Annotated in this window: 16 protein-coding genes; 3 read left to right on the plus strand and 13 right to left on the minus strand. The window is 38.3% G+C overall.

Going from position 1 to position 19,293, the window contains the following annotated elements; genetic code table 11:
• Positions 1 to 139: 139 nt before the first annotated feature.
• From GXX20_10825 to GXX20_10840, 4 genes are all read right to left on the minus strand, one after another.
• Positions 140 to 1,162, minus strand: coding sequence for a Gfo/Idh/MocA family oxidoreductase (locus GXX20_10825; protein HHW32144.1), 1,023 nt, complete (start codon positions 1,160 to 1,162; stop codon positions 140 to 142).
• A 212-nt stretch (positions 1,163 to 1,374) separates the two neighbouring features.
• Positions 1,375 to 2,697, minus strand: coding sequence for an aminotransferase class III-fold pyridoxal phosphate-dependent enzyme (locus tag GXX20_10830; protein ID HHW32145.1), 1,323 nt, complete (start codon positions 2,695 to 2,697; stop codon positions 1,375 to 1,377).
• Between the two features lie 272 nt (positions 2,698 to 2,969).
• The gene (locus tag GXX20_10835) at positions 2,970 to 4,085 is read right to left on the minus strand and encodes an exo-alpha-sialidase (protein HHW32146.1); all 1,116 of its coding nucleotides are present in this window, start codon (positions 4,083 to 4,085) and stop codon (positions 2,970 to 2,972) included.
• A 49-nt stretch (positions 4,086 to 4,134) separates the two neighbouring features.
• A complete protein-coding gene (locus tag GXX20_10840) occupies positions 4,135 to 5,220 on the minus strand; it encodes a hypothetical protein (protein HHW32147.1) in 1,086 nt (361 codons plus the stop codon).
• A gap of 331 nt (positions 5,221 to 5,551) precedes the next feature.
• Here GXX20_10840 and GXX20_10845 point away from each other — a divergent pair, with 331 nt between their 5' ends.
• Positions 5,552 to 6,484: an AraC family transcriptional regulator gene (locus tag GXX20_10845; protein HHW32148.1), complete on the plus strand. Its 933-nt coding sequence runs from the start codon at positions 5,552 to 5,554 to the stop codon at positions 6,482 to 6,484.
• Positions 6,485 to 6,513: 29 nt separating this feature from the next.
• On the opposite strand, the gene GXX20_10850 is transcribed toward GXX20_10845, so the two are convergent.
• The 3 genes from GXX20_10850 to trkA all read right to left on the minus strand — a co-directional run bounded on the left by GXX20_10850 (position 6,514) and on the right by trkA (position 10,506).
• On the minus strand, positions 6,514 to 7,392 hold the full coding sequence (locus GXX20_10850) for a dihydrodipicolinate synthase family protein (GenBank protein ID HHW32149.1): 879 nt from the start codon (positions 7,390 to 7,392) through the stop codon (positions 6,514 to 6,516).
• A 308-nt stretch (positions 7,393 to 7,700) separates the two neighbouring features.
• Complete coding sequence (locus GXX20_10855) at positions 7,701 to 9,152, minus strand: TrkH family potassium uptake protein (protein ID HHW32150.1); 1,452 nt, start codon at positions 9,150 to 9,152, stop codon at positions 7,701 to 7,703.
• Complete coding sequence (trkA, locus tag GXX20_10860; protein HHW32151.1) at positions 9,118 to 10,506, minus strand: Trk system potassium transporter TrkA; 1,389 nt, start codon at positions 10,504 to 10,506, stop codon at positions 9,118 to 9,120. The genes GXX20_10855 and trkA overlap by 35 nt, the downstream gene beginning before the upstream one ends.
• 508 nt (positions 10,507 to 11,014) lie before the next feature.
• On the opposite strand from trkA, the gene GXX20_10865 reads away from it, so the two are divergent.
• Together GXX20_10865 and coaW are read left to right on the plus strand one after the other, a co-directional pair.
• Positions 11,015 to 12,685: a peptide transporter gene (locus GXX20_10865; protein ID HHW32152.1), complete on the plus strand. Its 1,671-nt coding sequence runs from the start codon at positions 11,015 to 11,017 to the stop codon at positions 12,683 to 12,685.
• 119 nt (positions 12,686 to 12,804) lie between these two features.
• Positions 12,805 to 13,614, plus strand: coding sequence for a type II pantothenate kinase (coaW, locus tag GXX20_10870; protein HHW32153.1), 810 nt, complete (start codon positions 12,805 to 12,807; stop codon positions 13,612 to 13,614).
• Between the two features lie 134 nt (positions 13,615 to 13,748).
• Here coaW and GXX20_10875 read toward each other — a convergent pair whose 3' ends face one another.
• The 6 genes from GXX20_10875 to GXX20_10900 form a co-directional block, all read right to left on the minus strand.
• Positions 13,749 to 14,783, minus strand: a complete 1,035-nt coding sequence (locus GXX20_10875; protein ID HHW32154.1) for a spermidine/putrescine ABC transporter substrate-binding protein — start codon at positions 14,781 to 14,783, stop codon at positions 13,749 to 13,751.
• 17 nt (positions 14,784 to 14,800) lie between these two features.
• A complete protein-coding gene (locus GXX20_10880) occupies positions 14,801 to 15,607 on the minus strand; it encodes an ABC transporter permease (GenBank protein ID HHW32155.1) in 807 nt (268 codons plus the stop codon).
• Complete coding sequence (locus tag GXX20_10885; GenBank protein ID HHW32156.1) at positions 15,601 to 16,425, minus strand: ABC transporter permease; 825 nt, start codon at positions 16,423 to 16,425, stop codon at positions 15,601 to 15,603. Before GXX20_10885 ends, GXX20_10880 begins: the two co-directional genes overlap by 7 nt.
• The gene (locus GXX20_10890) at positions 16,422 to 17,468 is read right to left on the minus strand and encodes an ABC transporter ATP-binding protein (protein HHW32157.1); all 1,047 of its coding nucleotides are present in this window, start codon (positions 17,466 to 17,468) and stop codon (positions 16,422 to 16,424) included. Before GXX20_10890 ends, GXX20_10885 begins: the two co-directional genes overlap by 4 nt.
• 38 nt (positions 17,469 to 17,506) lie before the next feature.
• Positions 17,507 to 18,046 (minus strand): cupin domain-containing protein, encoded by a 540-nt coding sequence (locus GXX20_10895; GenBank protein HHW32158.1) that lies wholly within the window; start codon positions 18,044 to 18,046, stop codon positions 17,507 to 17,509.
• 283 nt (positions 18,047 to 18,329) lie between these two features.
• A complete protein-coding gene (locus GXX20_10900) occupies positions 18,330 to 19,193 on the minus strand; it encodes a hypothetical protein (GenBank protein ID HHW32159.1) in 864 nt (287 codons plus the stop codon).
• Positions 19,194 to 19,293 lie beyond the last annotated feature (100 nt).

Below are 19,293 nucleotides of genomic sequence, written 5' to 3' on the forward strand. Positions count from 1 at the left end.
ATTCCCCCCATCCTTTCAGTTTTGACGCATATATCATTTTCAAATGTTTTGGTACAGAAGTTAATTTGTTCACCAATTGTATTCTTCAAACAATCTTTTCTATTTTATTCTACTTGTTATATTTATTTGTTGCATTTAGCTAGTACATATTTGGAAGCCTGGCCGGCTGTACGTTTATATCAACCTGCTCAATCCTTTGGGTTACAGCGCTTTTTTCTGCAGCTGCAAGTACTGCGGTTGCCATTGCACTTTGTTTATAGGAAAAGCATTCTCTTTCCAATCCTTTTATTCTTTCAATAAAGTTTGATATTTCCAAGTAGTAATTCTTTTCAAGGACTTCACCTACAGTACCATAGCACACCTTTTCATCAATTCCCTTTTCCGGAAAATTCTTATATATCTCCCCTGCGGAAATATCAAATTCGATATAACCATTGGTACCGCAAGCCCAGCCTTTTCTTATCAATACAGGACATCCCATTGTAACAGTAATCTGTCCTGCTGCCCCATTATCAAGCTTCATCTGCATGCACCAGGTATCTTCTGCTCCGTCTGAAAGGCTGCCTCTCTTCTCCACATAACCTGCCACAGCTACCGGTTTTCCGAAAACTTCATTAAGATATCCCAATTCAAAAGGAACCATTTCCCGGGCTGCAGCTGTTTCCTCATTTCTTGCATAAAATTCTTTACCCTCTCCCGGATGCCAGGTTGGTAGATAGGTTGAAAGATTCATTGAATAGACATGAAGGTTACCCAATTCCTCCCGTACAATTTTTTTCAGGCCTTCAACGACCGGAAGGGTTATAAGGGAGGAGGAAGTAACCGTAACAATTCCTTTTTCTTTTGAAATTTTTTCTACCTTTTTATAATCATAAGTCCATATATTAGCTTCGCAAAAACTATGAAGGCCTTTTTCCAATGCCAGTTCCAAATATTCATGGTGTTTATCCGGAGGAGTTGATATAGAAAGAGCATCAGGGCACCAGTTCAGGGCTTCATCAAGGTTATCAAAGGTACTTATTCCAAACCGCTTTTCTGCCCTTTCCCTTCTGTCCTGGCGTGTATCAAACAAGGCAACCTCTACATCGCCTCTGGCGGTAAGGTCTCTCATCCTCCTGGTTCCCATAGAACCGCCGCCTATTTGAAGCACTTTTATCTTCATATAACCATCCTTTCCACGGTAAGGGACACTCCTTTTCTTTCTAAAGTTAGGGGGGGTACTCTTCTCTCCGGCAAAGTGCTATTCCTTTTTATAGTGGAGTATCTTTTATCGAGGAGTGTCCCTCCTGTTCTCATAAGACTTCTTCCCAGAATTGCACTGTTGCTTCCTTCTTAAAGTACGGGAAGGAACGTACAGAAACGTCCATCTGCTTCCTAAAGCAGTCTCTTGAATCCGCTATGGCAAACGGGACCTTTCAGCAGTTCCTCGATTTTATCTTCTTTTATAGCCTCAGCCTGTATTGCAAAAACCTCATCTATAGCTTTACTGTACTTCTCAACTATTTCTTCATTGTGTGCTGCGGTAACATAAATTGCTGTGTTGCCAAGGAAACCTCTTTCAAGCATTAGTTGAGTATACAGGGTTTTCAATGCAGCAGCTTTTTCATGTTTATAGGAAAAATGAGCCAGGCAGGGATATCCACCCGTTGAAATATCCAGTCCGTGCTTGGCAGCTTTTTCTTTCCATACCTTAAACATTAGATTCCCTATTTTCTCTGCATGTTCCCATATTTTGATTTCCTTCATTTTTTTCAGTGTAGCTATGGCTGCCACATAACCTACACTTTCAGTCCAATAGGTGCTGCTTATAAAGGATTTATCTGCCCCTTCCATAGCTTCCCTGGTTCCAATAACAGCACCTATGGGATGGCCATTACCCAGAGCTTTTCCGAAAATTGCTATATCAGGATATACTCCAAGCTCCAGATGAGCTCCACCATAATTTCTTCTCCAGCCAATGGTTATTTCATCAAATATAAGTATTATACCTCTTTTCTTTGTTTCTTCCCGTACGCATTTAATAAACTCAGGATCAGGATCCTGGTTCCTGCAGGGTTCCATTATTACTGCAGCCATATTATCCCCGTATTTATTAATTACATCCATGAATTCATCAATGCAATTGAACCTGAAAGTATAATTTGTACCTCTTAATTCTCTCGGAACACCCAAAGGATCTAACCCGTTCAGAAGGTGTCCCCGTAAGGCATCATTCTCACCCAGGTTTGCAGCCAGATACCAGTCATGCCATCCATGATATCCGCAGATGGCCACTATGGTCTTATCCGTAGTTGCCCTTGCAATTCTTATGGCAATTGCTGCAGTCTCTCCACCGGTCCTTGCAAATCTTGCCATATCCGCCCAAGGATGTATATCCAGAAGCATTTCTGCCAGTTCGACTTCTTCCGGCGCATTGAGTGTACACATGCTTCCGCTGTCAATACATTTCTTTACTGCTTCGCTCACATCCGGATCGGCAAATCCCAGCAGGCAGGCTCCGATTCCATTGGTTGTCATATCATAGTAGTGATTTCCGTCCAAGTCCCATACTTCACAGCCCTTTGCCCTGCTAAAATATCCCGGCCACTGTTCAGGAGCGAACATTTCCGGCCTCTTGCTCAGCAACTGTGTCCCTCCGGGTATAATTTTCTTTGCTTTACGGTACAAATCCTGTGTCTTTTCGCAAGAATACTTCATTAAAATCACCTCAGCATAGTTTTTTTAATTTAGTCAATAATTTTTTGTGAAATAACGGCTTCCTCTGAAGTCAGGAATTCCTGGTGACAAAAGTCTGATTACGGCTTGCTAGAACTTACATAAATGTCCAATAATCAACATCGATGTTTGCTGAAATAATTATATTATAGGACATAGACCAATAAAATAATGAAATATGACCTGCTTTTAAGAAACAATGTCCTGAAACCTTAGGTTTAACAAATTTCATATAGATATTTTTTCAATTATTTTCATACAGATATTCTAACAAATTCAATACGAGTATTGTCACAATGGTTTCCTGCATAATAATATGCAAGAAGCTCTCTCTGTCCAAGGTTAAGTAAATTGGGATGTCCCACGGAAAAACGGGCCATCTCATCCCATGCATCATTCATGCTTATATTTTTGCTGTCTTGCTTGTCAAAACAACTATCGTATATTACAAGCGACTCCTCATAGTTTCTCCCATGATCCCGGCTTGTACGCACAGTTATAACAGGCCTTATACTTCTGTCTATTTCTATCGTGGCGATTCTTCCATCACCAAGATCTACCGGCTGGCCCGGCTGGCCATATATCCCGGTATCCCATAGTTCTCCCCAGGTTTTGCCTCCATCCAGACTTTCTCTGGCGTGTATATTCAGATACTGCTGTTTTTTCCCGTCCAAGGTCCAGAAAAAGTTTAATATTGTCATACCATCTTTCAGCACATTGGGACGCTGATCCCAGTAATACATGTCTGGTTCTTCTGTGACTATTGAAACATCTCCCCAAGTTTTTCCTCCGTCGCGTGAAAATATCATAGCAGACTTATGCACCCATTTGGAAGTATCCCATTCATGTTTATTCACCTCAAACTGGCATACTATTGTCCCATCTTTCAACATAAAAGGAGCGCCTGTCAGGGGGGTAGGAGCAATAATTGAGTCGGTGTCCATTAGTTCAGGTGCAGACCATGTTTCACCGTCATCTTTTGAAAAACAGAAAAATATGCGGGTATCCTTTAGACTTTCATTTATAGGATTATAATATGGTTTTGACAAATCTGATGTGTCTACCCAGTTAGCCACCATAAGCACGTCCCTGCCTCCTAAAGGCAGAAAATACATAATACGGCTTTGCCCGGGCACTCCATTTATATGGGGAAGTTTTACCGGTTCAAAAGGCCGAGCCCAGGTTTTGCCTTCATCGTCAGACCATGTCATTACAGCGTGCATAAAATCGCAATCGCCTTTTTTCTCCGAGGCTTTAAAGGCTGCCAACCATCTCCCGGAAGGCAGTTTCACAATGCAGGGAAAAGTATTGCTGTTGAAATTTTTATCATCCGGCGGTTTTGCTATGCTTCCTTTGCTTATTACTCTCATTGATAACATCCTTTCTACGTGGTAATAATAATTTAACTAATAAGTATAATTATTTCATCATTATTTCTTTATTGAAATGCACATCAAGATTCCCTTCCTCAACCTGTGCCATTAATGATTTCAGATTAATTATTGGTTTTGTGAGATTACGACTTATCAATAATGCCATAAATATAGATATTTGAAAACAAACAATTATTATTAATAAAGTAATGTTGCCTATTTTAGAACTTTCCTTTAGAATTGTACCGTAATCCAGTAAATTCACTATGTACCATCCCAGGCCTCTGACTTTCGAATAAGAAACCAGTGTTTTCTTTCCTTTAACGTCGTACAGGAAGGAACCTGTATCATTCCCTGATGAAACAATCTTTTTAAAGTACTCTGTATCGCTAATGTTACGGTTTATTTCGGTGTCTTGCACATGAGAAATAATTTTGCCACTGCCATCACATATTAAAGACTGATAATTATTATTGCCATATATATTGCGAAGATAGATCTCATCAACAGAAAAAACCAGTATACCCAACTCATCAAGTGTATTTATATCCCTTATTATCTTTATGTTCATTATATTATGTCTCTTACTGTTGAAAATATTGAAAATTTCCGTCCCATACCATTTGTTGATGCCTGTTATATTGTTCTTACTCATATATTCTCTAAATGATTTATAATCATAAAAAAGGTCGGTTGTATATGCCTGGCTTTTATACTGGAGGCCGTTTTTCCCAAAAACATTTATCAGGCTAATATACTTCTTATTATTAAGAATTCCTGTTGATACAGCTCCAATAGAATTGTAGAATTCTGACTTTTTTATATCGTCAATACCACTGCCAACAGACAGGCTGTCTTGTAAATATTCATTTGAAAAAAGACTTATAGAAACCGACTCTACATCCTGGAGTATAGAACTTATTTTTTCTGCATAGTTTGCAAATTCCTTTTCCACCATTTCACTTTTCATATCAATAATCATTTTGTTTGATACGCTGAAAGAAACTATACCTACAATTAAAACTGGTATAACTGATATCAGCAAGTATGTAAACATAAGCTTTCGCTTAAAAGTTAGATCGCGAAATAAGCTTTGGGTAGTATCTGAGCAAAATTGCATAACTCTATGCACTTATATTGCCCCCCTTGGTTTAACTATTTCGTGAATTGCCCCAGATGTTAAAAAATATTTACATAGTAAAAATTGTACTAGTTGCAAGTTGAATCTGATGTACCACAGTTAGCGCTGAATTGATGCAAATTAGAATAACGTTGTTTTTTTCACTATTTCTATTATACATAAAATTATGAAAACTGTATGAAAAAGTTAAATTTAAGGAAATTAACCCGGAAACATTTAATAATCGTGCAAACATAATTCCAATAATGTATAATTATTTAATATGAGAGGCTTTATTGTGTTCAGCAATGTTTGAGAAGGAAACTCTTACGGAGGATAATAAATGGTAACAATAGATTCACATCAGTGGGACAGCCTTGATTTCAAAACACAAATAGGCCCCCTTTTGTTCAACATATATCTTGGGCCTCTTAGGTACGACTATACTCATGTGAGCAATACCTACGCCCAGACGCGGCATGATCATTCATTATACGAAGTGCACCTGGTAATAAGGGGAACGGGAACAATATCTGTTAATAACAGTACATATAACCTTTCACCCAACACTTTATGTATTATCGCTCCAGGTAAATACCATGTAGTAAAGCCGGATTACAGCAGCGAAACCAAGCTGGCAAACTTTAAATTCAATTATTATGAAGTCAAAAAATACCCGGAATTTCTTCATGAATCCCAGGAGAAAGAGATTGTACACATTAAGAAAACTCTGGCAGAAATTGATCATTGCTTTATTTGCAATGCAAAGCACATAATGGACCTCATCGAGCAGATATATAGTGAAATAAATACTAAGTCCATTGGATATTACAGCAAAATCCAGAGCCTTTTATCACAGACTATAATTGATATTCTCAGGCTGGTATCTCCTGAGGTAAAGGATAATTATATTATACCTGAACGTTCTGATGACGACCGGAGAAGTTCACTGATTGAAGGATTTTTTGACAAGAATTATGCAATACCAGGCATAACAATAGAACATCTGGCTGAATACCTTAACCTTAGCGCAAGACAAACCAGCAGAATAATAAAATCCCTGTATAATGCCAGTTTTAATGAAAAACTGACAGAAATCCGCATTGAGGTGGCAAAAGATATGCTGCTTAACACCGATCTTTCAATAGAACAGATATCTGAAAAATCAGGTTATTCTTCTCCTACCTATTTTCATAAGGTTTTTAAGGAAGTAACAGGAATGACCCCCCAAAACTACAGAGTTTCAGGCGGCCATTCTGTACAATCATCAAAATAATCACAATCTAAGTTTAAATCATTCTAAGTTTAAATCATTCCGCACTTCTTAAGAACAGCATCCAGGACTTCAACCTTTCCTTCCGGAAGGGATGGTATATAATCCGGATGGAATATTCCCTCGTATCCAAGCCTGTTCATTATATATGTGAAAGCCGGAAATATCTTGACAGTTGCCATGGTATCCCTAATTTCAAGGATATCATCCAGGCATTTGCCTGCGCTTGCAAAGTCTTCATTTTCTAAAGCTTTGTACATATTAGACGCAATAGGCCCTGTGCAGGCAAACATGCCGTCCAGATTTGCCTTCAAACCAAACTTGTAGGCCATGTCAAAGAGATCAAGTCCGCTGAAGAAAATATCAAAACCACTGTCTTCCCCAAGTTCTCTGATTAATTTTCTGGCAAGAATGGGATCTCCTGTTTTAATACCTTTTATTCCGGGAACTTTTACAAGTTTCATTACAGAGTCAAATGAAATCCTTGTTTGCGTTACTACTCCCAAATCATACATATATACAGGATATTTTGAATATGCAGCAATAGATTTGTAGAACTCTACAGCTTCATCCTGGGTTACCGCATAATAATAAGGTACTGTGGATACTACTCCGTCAATTTTCAATCCATAAAGAGCATCAATTCTGTCCTTTACTCTACCCACCGAAGTGTCCATAACGCCTACATATACCGGGCAGCGGCCTTTTGCAGCATCAACTGCTACTTTTGCCGTTTTGCCATATTCAGAATTCTTTATATAAGGTTCAATTCCCATTGAACCCATTACAAGCAGAGCCAGAGCCCCGAACTCCACCTGGTCCTCTACATGCTTGGCAAAGCTTTTCTCCATAAGTATTCCATTTTTATCAAAAGGTGTTCCTAATGCAGTAATAAAACCGCCCTTCATCATTAACTCCCCTCTTCCTATAAAACTAATTATTGGTCAAAAAATATTGGTCATATTTTATTTAATGCTCCTTAAAGTGTCTTTAACACTTTTTTACCAGATAATTTGATTATAGGATAAAGAATAATAAGATACAATCAGCTATTAAGACAGATTTTTCACCTGAATGTCCTAAGTCAATAATTCGGTCTATATTTCAATCTATAATCCAATCTATAATTCAGTCTATAATTCAATCTATAATTCAATCTATAATTCAGTCTATAATTCAGTCTATAATTCAGTCTATAATTCAGTCTATAACTCAGAGTCTATAATTCACCCCTCCAAAACCTGGGAGAAAACATTACAATCACTCTGAACAATTCAAGTCTTCCCATAAGCATAAGGCCGCACATAAGATACTTTCCAAAATCACTAAAATCGGCAAAATTGCGTGAAGGTCCCACTAATTCAAAACCTGGTCCTATATTTCCAATAGTAGCTGCAGCCGCACTTGCAGCTGTAACCAGGCTTTTGCCTTCAATAGTCAATGCAAGAGTTCCCAATATAAATATAAATATATATAAAATAAAAAAGCTGGATATTCCACTTAATGTTTCCTGAGATAAAGCGCTTTTATTAATTTTAACAGGTATTACGGCTCTCGGATGAAGTACTTTGTTTACTTCTCTTTTTATAAGTTTTATTAGGGCCAGTACTCTAATACTTTTTATTGCTCCTCCTGTTGAACCTGCACATGGTCCAAAAAATAAAAGCATAAAAAGTATAGCTTTGCTGAAAGGAGTCCATGTATCATAGTCTGCAGTTGTATACCCCGTAGTTGTGATGATTGAAGATACCTGAAACAATGAATGTTTAATTGATTCTCCTATATTTTTATATATACTGCCGTTAATGCTCCAAGCAATAAGAACAGTACATACAGTTACTACTCCCAGGTAAAACCACAATTCTTCATTCTTTAAAGCCTCTCTCCATCTTCCTTTAAGGGTGGCATAATACAAGGAAAAATTCACTCCGGAAATTAGCATAAAAATTGAAATAACCATATAAATATAGGTGTTATTATAAAAACTTATGCTTGTATTTTTAGTTGAAAATCCTCCTGTTCCTACTGTTGAAAAAGCATGCAATGTTGAATCAAAAAGATTCATTCCGCCAATTACCAATAGAATAATCTCAATCACTGTAATGCCCAAATATATAATATACAAGATTTTAGCCGTATCCTTTATTCTGGGAACTATTTTACCTGCTATTGGCCCCGGAGTTTCAGCTTTAAATATCTGGTAGTCTCCAACTCCCATGGCAGGAAGAACTGCAAGGGTAAGCACAAGTATACCCATGCCTCCGATCCAGATGGTAAAAGATCTCCAGAAAAGAATTCCATAAGGTAAAGACTCTATATCTGCAACTACAGTGGCTCCTGTTGTAGTAAATCCTGAAACAGTTTCAAAAAAAGCATCAGCAAAAGATAGTATACTTCCGGAAAAAATAAAAGGCAAAGAACCAAAAAACGATACCAGTATCCAGCCTAATGATACAATTGCTATTCCTTCCCTTATTCTAATATTGCTGCTTCTTTTCGGCACTCTGGTAATCAAAAAGCCTGCAACTGCAGTTAATATGATTGATAGGGCAAAAGCTTTAACTTCATGTTGTCCATCATAATACCCCGCAATGAAAAAAGGAGGCAGCATTAATACAGCCTCAACAATTAACAGGCTACCTATTGCCTTTGCTATGATTCCATAGTTCACTGAACAAACCTCCTTTAGAAGGCTTAAAAAAAGCTTCCAGCGCTAAAAAGGCTGAAGGAAGACATAACACTACAAATCTGTCTCCTGGATAAATAACAGAATTTCCGTTGGGAATAAAAACTTTTCCTTTGTGGGAAACTGCTCCGATTATTATTCCCTTTGGAAGCCCCAGATCAGCAATTCGTTTGCCTACTATTGGCATATCTTCATCTGCAATTATTTCAGTTACCTCTGCCTGTCCTCCTAAGAGAAGAGATACTGAGACAGTTCTTCCTCCTCTTATGAATCTCAGTATATCACTGGCAGTTATATCTAAAGGATTTAAAGCCACATCCACTCCCAATCTTTCAATAATATGGGCATAACTGCTTTTACTTACCTTTGCAACGGCTTTCTTAACTCCCAGTCGCTTTGCCATAAGTGTCATCAGCAGATTTTCTTCATCATAGCCTGTTACTCCAACAAAGGCATCCATTATATTGATACCTTCTTCCTCCAGAAGAGTTAAATCTGATCCATCGCCGCAAATCACCAGGGCATTCTCCAATTTCTCCGATAGATACTCACAGCGGCTTTTATCCTGTTCAATAATCTTTACCTGCATTCCAAGCCGGATAAGATTCTCTGCAAGGTAATACCCAATTTTCCCTCCTCCTAAAATCATTACCTTTTTAACATATTTGGCGGGCAAGGATGTTTTGCATTTCTTAGAAAATTGGTTGATGCTGTCCCGGTTGCCAATAATATATAGTACATCCCCGTCCAATATCTGGCTTTCACCATGGGGGATGATAACCTCTCCGTTTCTCGATATTGCAGCAACCAGTAAACCACTTATATCAAGTTCCTTTAACTTCTTACCAATAAAATCTTTTATATTGGATGCATTAAAATCTATCATTAATACTTTGCCTTCAGCAAAATCCTCTGCATAAAAGGTATAACCCCTGAGTAAATATCTAATTATTTCGTTTGCAGTTGCAAGTTCAGGATTTACTGCATAGTCAATACCCATGATGCTCATAAGGAAACTTTTCTGCTGGGAATACTCGGGGCCTCTGATCCTTGCTATTGTCTTTTTGCAGCCCAGCTTTTTTGCCAATGAACATACTATAATATTTGTCTCATCACTATCAGTAACAGCTATCGCCAAATCAAAAGTACCAATATTAATATTTTGCAGAGCTTCAATCTGTACCCCGCTGGCTTTTATTGTCAATACATCCAGATGTTCTCTAACTTTATCCAGCACTTCAGCATCATTGTCAACCACAGTAATATCTGCACTGGTAGTTGATATGGCGCTGGCAATTTTGTAGCCAAGTTTTCCTGCTCCAACTATTAATATTTTCACTTTAATCTATCCCCTTAAAAAATACAATACAAAAAAAATATATACTTGTATAACTTTTTATTTTACTCGATAAATGAAGCAAAAACAAGTATATTAGATCGAATGAGATAATATATTTATAAAAATACTGTTGCAGAGGAAATTCTCTTATGGTAATATTTTAAAAAGCCGGTATTCAATAAGAAACCGGACCTATGAAATTACTAATATAAATTAATATTATTTAACTATTATTAACAATTCGACTTATATCCTTTAAGGAATGAGAACGGAGGTATGTGAAATGATTATATTGTCTATATGTCATATCTGTTTATCGCCATAAGTTAACTGTTAGCCATAAGTTAACTGTTGTTTATTTATTTTTCCTGCATAGTTTCCTAATCAGAAACCTTATAAGAGAATTAAAAATAATATTTAAAAACTTTGGAAATGCTTACTGTATGAAAGTTTGCATAAGTATGCATTTGTATTTATTATTTATATTTTGTTTTTTAGGAGGAGTAAAATGCATAACAGTGGAATGAATGAAAGAACATTTGCCGGTGTTCACCAGTTATCATTAAGAAGCATAATAATAGGTGCCATTGGTTCCCTTATAATTACCGCCAGTTCAATGTATATTGCACTTAGGATGGGCGCTCTTCCATGGCCAACTATATTTGTTGCCGTTTTGTCAATGGCGCTGCTTAAAATGTTAGGTAAAACAACTCAAAATGAAATAAATATAACCCAAACAGGTATGTCTGCCGGTGCAATGGTGGCAGGAGGCCTTGCCTTCACTATCCCGGGTCTGTGGATTCTGGGCATCTGGAATGGAGCAGAAGCCCTGGAACAGCATTTCTGGAAGGTTCTTGCCATAGCTTTTTCCGGAATGATATTAGGCTCAATTCTTACATGGTATCTGCGGCCTAAGTTTGTTGAAGAGGATAATCTTCCCTATCCAATAGGAGCTGCTGCTGCCGAAACAATTATTACAGGAGATGCGGGAGGCAAAAAGTCAGCTGTTCTTTTTGGAACCATGGGATTTTCAGCTGTATTTACTTTGCTTCGTGACAGTCTCGGCTGGATTCCCGGAGCTCTATCGTCTAAATGGCTTTATGCCAAGAACATTTTTGCAGGCATATGGCTATCTCCAATGGCTGTAGGAATTGGTTATATGATAGGCTCACTCTATACCGGTGTGTGGTTTCTCGGAGGAGTTATATCCTATTTACTGATAATCCCACTGGGTGTTTTGCTGGGCATTTTCTCTTCGGTTGATGCTGCCTCAGCCTTCAAAAACACTGCAGGAATTGGCCTCATGGTAGGAACAGGTATAGGAATACTAATATCATATATCATCTCCGCTGTAAAGAAAGGCAAGGAAAAGGGAAACAGCACCACAGCTTCAGGAAATAAAAACATTAGAAATTCCGGTCATTCGGGTAAAAAGATAAATTTCTTGATTACAATTATATCCACAGGTATTGCTTTTGTTCTGTCTGTAGTTTCAGGACTTAATGTTGTTCCTTCCATACTTCTCATAGCAGGTGTATTTTTAGCTTCAACCATGGCTGCCACAATTACCGGCCAGACGGGAATAAATCCGATGGAGATTTTCGGCATAATTATTCTTCTTGCTGTACGCCTTTTCGTGGAAGTTGACGCTACAGGAGCTTTCTTTATCGCAGCCTGTGTGGCTGTGGCCTGTGGTTATGCAGGAGATCTTCTCAATGATTATAAGACAGGGCAGGTACTTGGCACAAATCCTGTTGCACAGTTGATTTCCCAGGTGGTCGGAGGAATTGTAGGAACTGTTGTAGCTTCATTGTCAATGTTTGCAATAATAAACCAATTCGGAGGGGTTGGTCCTGATAAAGGCCTTACCGCGGCCCAGGCATTCGCAGTAAGCCAGATGGTAGACGGAATTGGAGATCCTGCCGTATTCGCAGTTGCTGCAGCTATCGGGGTTTTATTCTACCTTCTGAAGGTTCCTTCAATGACATTAGGAATAGGTCTATACCTTCCTTTTGAAATTACCACTGCAGTATTCTTAGGTGGTCTGATCCGGTTAGTAACAGACCGGTTTTATAGCAAAGTTTCGGATTCTGGAAATGTGGCGGCTTCAGGTTTTCTTGGAGGCGAGGGAATAACCGGGGTTACCGTGGCAATTATAAAGATGATTATTGGCGGATGAATGTTAATTTGCGGATGAATAATCATTGGCAGAAATGATTATTGACAGGTTAATTACTTTCAATCGTTGTATGATTTTTGATAGTTGAAAGATTATTGACTGGTGAAAGGGTGATTTTTATAAGCAGAGTTATTGGTATTGATATCGGTGGAAGTACCACTAAGATTGTAGGATTCCATGAAGGAGAAATATTTAGTGCAATGCTGGTTAGGGCAACTGATCCTGTGGCATCCGTCTATGGAGCCCTGGGGAAATTTATGAGCACTAATAAACTCCAGCTTTCTGATATTAAGAAGGTTGTAACAACAGGTGTAGGTTCATCATTTATCAGCGAAGACTTATATGGTATACCTACCAGCAAAATTGACGAATTTAAAGCTATCGGAATGGGCGGGTTATTCTTAAGCAAGCTGGACAGAGCCATAGTGGTCAGCATGGGCACCGGAACAGCTCTAGTTATGGCTGATGAAAACGGAGCAAAACATATAGGGGGTACTGGTGTCGGAGGAGGAACTTTATTAGGGCTTTCAAACAGGATGCTAAATGTAAGAAACTTCAGTGACTTAATTGAAGCAGCCCAGGGAGGAAATCTTTCTAATGTAGACCTTACTATCGGAGACATTTCTCATGATATAGTGGGAAACATGCCGCCCCACACCACAGCATCTAATTTTGGGAAAATAAGCGATCTTGCATCAAGAGCTGATATTGCCATGGGCATCATCAATCTGGTTTTCCAAACCATTGGCATGCTCTCGGTTTTTGCAACCAAAATACACAGTACAAAGGACGTTGTTCTAACAGGCAACCTCACAAATGTGCCACAAGCAAAAGAAATATTCAACAACCTCTCAGACCTGTTTGGCGTAACCTTCCACATACCCGATAAGGCTGAATATGCCACAGCCGTCGGCGCCGCAATAAGTTAAAAGCACGGGGACGGTTCTGCTGGAAGCACGGGGACCTGGAAGCACGGGGACGGTTCTTCTGCTTCCGTCAAAACGGAAGCAAAAGAACCGTCCCTGTGCTTCACTTCGGAAGCAGGAGAACCGTCCCCCTGCTTCTATTTTGCTTTGATCTCTGTCCAGATTCTGTCGTATTCTTTCACAAAATCTGAAAGTGACACAAATACCTCACATTTCTCAAGTTCTTCGTCTGTTGGATATGCCGTTCTGTCATTAAGCACATCTTCGGGAAGCATCTTTTTTGCCTCCGAATGAGGAGTTGAATAACCAATATACATAGTATTCCTATAGGCTATCTCAGGCTCGCACATAAAGTTTATAAACATTTCAGCTTCTTTTTTATTCTTGCTGCCTTTTGGAATTACCATTGCGTCAAACCACAGGTTGCTGCCTTCCTTGGGGATTACATATTCCAGATTCGGATTTTCCCTCTTCATATATACGGCATCTCCCGACCAAACAAGAGCAAGAGCCCCCTGTTCAGCAATCATGCTATCCTTAACCTCGTCTCCTGCATATGAAAGCACCAAAGGTTTCTGCTCCATAAGAGCCTGCTTTGCTTCCTCAAGTTCATTCTTATCTCTGCTGTTAAGAGAATATCCCAGCATTTTTAAAGCAGCTCCAATTGAGTCTCTACTGCTGTCAAGCATAAAAATCTTCTTTTCATACTTTTTGTCCCACATTATCCTCCAGCTGTCAACAGGCTCATTAACCATATTCTTGTTATACACAATTCCAACAGTTCCCCACATATATGGAACTGAGTATTCATTATTAGGATCATAGGCCAGATTCTTAAAACGATCCTCTATATACTTATAATTCGGTATATTATTAAAATCAATCTTCTCAACCAGATCCTCTTTTATAAGCCTCTCAATCATATAATCAGAAGGAAAAGCCACATCATAAGTACTTCCGCCACCTTTAAGCTTTACATACATGGATTCATTTGTATCAAATGTATCATATATAACATCAATGCCATATTTATCTTCAAATTCATCTATAACAGACTCATCAATATAATCTCCCCAGTTATAAACCCTAAGAGTTACCTTATTACTGCCACCGCAGCCTGCAAAAAGGGATGCCGCCAAAGCAATCACCAAAATAATGCTGAATACCTTCATATACTTTATATAATTCATTATTTATTCATCTCCTTTGCTTTTACTTCGTCTCTCGACGTTCTTCTATTAACAATTAATAACAGTGTAAGCACTGTAACAAACATTAAAGTTGAAAGTGCGTTGATTTTGGGATTTATACCCCGCCTTGCCATCGAATAAACATATATGGAAAGGTTGGATACTCCCGAGCTTGTTGTGAAAAAGCTAATTACAAAATCATCTATTGAAAGTGTAAAAGCAAGTAAAAATCCCGTAACAATACCCGGCATTATTTCAGGTATTATTACTTTTATCAATGCCTTAAAGGGCGTTGCCCCCAAATCCAAAGCCGCTTCATACATATTTTTATCAAGCTGCTTTAGCTTCGGCAAAACTGACAATATTACATAGGGTATGTTAAATGTAATATGAGCCAGGAGCATAGTTGTAAATCCAAGATTCAAGTTTATTAAAGGCCTGACAAATATAAAGAGGAGCATGAGAGACACACCTGTTACAATGTCAGGATTCAGCACAGGAATATACGTCAAATTCATAACAAAAGCTTTCTTAAATTTCTTCATATTGTTTATCCCTATTGCCGCAGCGGTGCCAAAAACAACAGCAATAACCGAAGAAAGAAATGCTATCATTAAGGTATTATATAAAGGTGAAATTAAATCCCTGTCCTTGAAAAGCTCATAATACCACTTTAAAGTAAATCCTCCCCAACGTCCTCTTGACTTTGACTCATTAAAAGAGTATATCACAAGCACAACTATTGGAGCATACAGAAATAAGAATATTATATATAAATACATTTTCTTAGCAATACGGCTTACCATATAGCACCCCCTTCATTGTCCTTGTCATATTTTCTCATTATACCCATACTGATCAGAATTATGACTGTCAGTACAAAGGAGATTGCGGAACCAAAATTCCAGTCTCCTACAAAAATAAACTGCTGTTCAATCAAATTACCGATAAGAGTGTAATGGCCTCCTCCCAACAGCCTGGAAATAACGAAGGTAGTTACCGCAGGCATAAAAACCATTGTAATACCTGATATAACTCCCGGGATACTCAAAGGAAGAATCACTCTTTTTAAAGTAACCATATAATTTGCTCCCAGGTCTTCAGCTGCCTCCAGAATACTTTTATCTATCTTTACCAGTACCGAATAAATAGGCAGTACCATAAATGGAAGGAAGTTGTACACCATTCCCAAAACTACCGCCTGATTTGTGTAAAGAATATTCATCTGGGGCAGACGCAAAAAATTAAGTACAACATTTATAACGCTGTTTTTTTCCAGCAATGTCATCCATGCATATGTCCTCAGAAGGAAATTCATCCACATGGGAATAACAAACAACATCATCAAAGCTTTCTTTTTTCTGTACTCTTTGCTTGCCAGAATTAAAGCTGCAGGGTACCCGATGATCAGACAAATAACTGTACAAATAAGCGCCAGTCCTATAGATCTCAAGAACACCATTAAATATATAGGATCCCACAATCTCCTTATATGTTCAAGGGTAAACTGTATTCCGCTTCCGGTATCAATGGTAAAGCTATAAAATATTAATAACAAAAGGGGTACTACAATAAAAATTATCATCCATAATAAATACGGATAAGAAATCCAGGTCTTATTCATCGGGTTCTCACCTTTTTCATTATATGAATATCGTTGGGAAGTATACGAATCCCTATTGTAGACCCGACCGGCTCCATAAGGGTGCTGTGTATCATCCATCGTATGCCCATGCTTCTGACCATCATTTCATAATGTACTCCCTTAAAGATAACCGACTCAACTTCACCAACAAGCATACCTTCATCCGCCTGAACATGCTTTATATCCTCAGGTCTTACAACAACATCTACATCCTCATTCTCTTCAAAACCTGCATCCACACACTCAAACTCACGGCCTGCAAAATAAACCAGCCTATCCCTTATCATTTTCCCCGGTATAATGTTGCTAGCCCCTATAAAGTCTGCCACAAAAGCATTTTTAGGCTCATTATATATCATCACAGGAGTTCCTATCTGCTGTATAGCCCCATCCTTCATAACAACAATGGTATCCGACATTGTAAGGGCTTCTTCCTGGTCATGTGTCACATATATAAAGGTAATTCCAAGCATCCGCTGAATCTTTTTAAGTTCCATCTGCATATCTTTTCTAAGTTTAAGATCAAGAGCCCCCAGGGGTTCATCAAGAAGAAGCACTTCCGGCTCATTTACAAGTGCTCTTGCAATAGCTACTCTCTGCTGCTGTCCACCGCTTAATGAGTCCACCGATCTCTTTTCGAATCCTTTAAGATTTACCAGTTCCAGCACTTCTGCAACTTTTTTATTTATAAGCTTTTTGTCCATCTTTTTGATTTTCAGTCCAAATGCAATATTTTCCTCTACATTCATATGTGTAAAAAGGGCATATTTTTGGAAAACCGTATTTACCTTTCTCTTATATGGAGGAAGATTAGTTATGTCTTTTCCTTCAAACAGTACAGTACCGCTGCTTGGCTGTTCAAATCCACCTATTATCCTTAGTGTAGTAGTCTTACCACATCCACTGGGACCCAGTAAAGTGATAAATTCGTTTTTCAAAACATACAGGTTTATATTTTTAAGGGCTTCTTCTCCGTTATAGTCTTTGCTTATATTCACCAACTCAATTATAGGCTCGCTCATTTTGCCTCCCTCCAAAGTATCATAATAATAACTTTACATTAAAAGCTTGGCGGTGAAGAGATCCACAATATTACAGCCTTGTTGTTGCCGGCATTTGAAATACTGTGAGTCATTGTAGGCATAAAATAAAAACTTTCGCCTTTTCTTGCCTTATACTTCTGATTGCCAAGATGGATATAGACACTTCCGGACATTACATATCCAAATTCCTCTCCGTTATGGGGGTCATCCTCTCCAGAAGAACCACCAACATCAAAAATCATCATAATTGGCTCCATGCTGTTTTTTTGCGCATTTGGCACCAGCCACTTTATTTCGTGTTTTAATTCACGATTCTGTTTAACAAATATATCATTTTTCTTAATTACAATTTTCTCTTCAGTAGTCTGATTAAAAAAGTCTTTAAGGTTGGTTCCGAGGCATTCAAGAATATCTATCAAGGTCGCAATTGACGGCGATGTTAGATCTCTTTCTACCTGGGAAATAAAGCCCTTTGAAAGCTCACACCTGTTTGCCAGCTCTTCCTGGGTCAATCCGTTTTTTACCCTTAAATACTTTATCCTTTCACCAATTTTCATATTTTACACTAACTCCCAAATAAGAATATGTTTGTTTAAACTAAACTTAAAGTTTAGTATCGTTAAACAGATAAACAATAATATAAATAGCACAATACAATATTTATGTCAATACAAAAAATAAAAATATATTAAATAATTTAAATTGAGTGAATATTGACGATTTCGTGAAATCAAGAAACTCTGAAATGGTTGAAAACATTGGATTTGCCGTTCAGGGATTCAATGGGGGGGGACCTTGCAATCCCCCACTTAAAAGGTCGTTATAATAATTTACATCAACTCAGTTTCCGCTCTCCCAATTCATTGATCTTTCCACAGCTCTTTTCCAGCCCCGATATTTCATATCTCTCTCCTCTGGATTCATAACAGGTTCAAATTTCTTACCAAGCATCCATTTTTCTGCTATCTCTTCTTTGCTCTTCCAAAAGCCAACCCCCAGGCCGGCAAGATATGCAGCTCCCAGGGCAGTTGTTTCAGTTATTTTCGGGCGTTTAACCGTAACTCCAAGTAAATCTGCCTGAAACTGCATAAGAAAAGGACTCACACTTGCTCCACCATCAACTTTAAGTTCCTTAAGCTTGATTCCGGAATCGGCTTCCATGGCTTCGAAGACATCTCTGCTCTGGTAAGCAATTGACTCGAGAGTAGCCCTAATAACGTGCTCTTTTGTGGTGCCTCTTGTTATTCCTACAATGATACCTCTCGCATACATATCCCAATAAGGTGCTCCTAATCCTGTAAATGCCGGTACTACATAAACGCCTCCTGTATCAGGTACCTTTTCTGCTATAATGTCGCTCTGAGGAGCACTCTCAATCAGCTTCATCTCATCTCTCAGCCACTGGATTGATGAGCCTGCATTAAATACGCTGCCTTCTATTGCATATTCAACTTCATTGCCTATTCCCCATGCAATAGTGGATAAAAGGTTGTTCTTTGATTTCACAGGAGTTTTTCCTGTATTCATAAGTATAAAACATCCGGTTCCATAGGTGTTTTTGGCTGATCCTTCCTGAAAACAAGCCTGACCAAACAATGCCGCTTGTTGATCTCCGGCCACTCCACTTATTGGTATTTCTGCTCCAATGATTTCCTTACAAGTATTATCTATAATCCCGTTTGTGTCAAGTATTAGTGGGCAAATTTTTCATTTTCCTTGCAGTAAGAATTTGTCAATATTTTTATGCTTAGCTTGAGCCTACTTACCGCATTTATTCCACGGTTCCCTTGACAACGAGCCTCTA

This window comes from Clostridiaceae bacterium (assembly GCA_012840395.1).
In the GTDB taxonomy this organism is placed as follows: Bacteria; Bacillota; Clostridia; order Acetivibrionales; family DULL01; genus DULL01.

Excerpts from the sequence above, each read along its gene's own strand:
- GXX20_10825 (HHW32144.1), bottom strand. The coding sequence starts at position 1,162 with ATGAAGATAAAAGTGCTTCAAATAGGCGGCGGTTCTATGGGAACCAGG.
- GXX20_10830 (HHW32145.1), bottom strand. The coding sequence starts at position 2,697 with ATGAAGTATTCTTGCGAAAAGACACAGGATTTGTACCGTAAAGCAAAG.
- GXX20_10835 (HHW32146.1), bottom strand. The coding sequence starts at position 4,085 with ATGAGAGTAATAAGCAAAGGAAGCATAGCAAAACCGCCGGATGATAAA.
- GXX20_10845 (HHW32148.1), top strand. The coding sequence starts at position 5,552 with ATGGTAACAATAGATTCACATCAGTGGGACAGCCTTGATTTCAAAACA.
- GXX20_10850 (HHW32149.1), bottom strand. The coding sequence starts at position 7,392 with ATGATGAAGGGCGGTTTTATTACTGCATTAGGAACACCTTTTGATAAA.
- GXX20_10865 (HHW32152.1), top strand. The coding sequence starts at position 11,015 with ATGCATAACAGTGGAATGAATGAAAGAACATTTGCCGGTGTTCACCAG.
- GXX20_10875 (HHW32154.1), bottom strand. The coding sequence starts at position 14,783 with ATGAAGGTATTCAGCATTATTTTGGTGATTGCTTTGGCGGCATCCCTT.
- GXX20_10880 (HHW32155.1), bottom strand. The coding sequence starts at position 15,607 with ATGGTAAGCCGTATTGCTAAGAAAATGTATTTATATATAATATTCTTA.
- GXX20_10885 (HHW32156.1), bottom strand. The coding sequence starts at position 16,425 with ATGAATAAGACCTGGATTTCTTATCCGTATTTATTATGGATGATAATT.
- GXX20_10890 (HHW32157.1), bottom strand. The coding sequence starts at position 17,468 with ATGAGCGAGCCTATAATTGAGTTGGTGAATATAAGCAAAGACTATAAC.
- GXX20_10895 (HHW32158.1), bottom strand. The coding sequence starts at position 18,046 with ATGAAAATTGGTGAAAGGATAAAGTATTTAAGGGTAAAAAACGGATTG.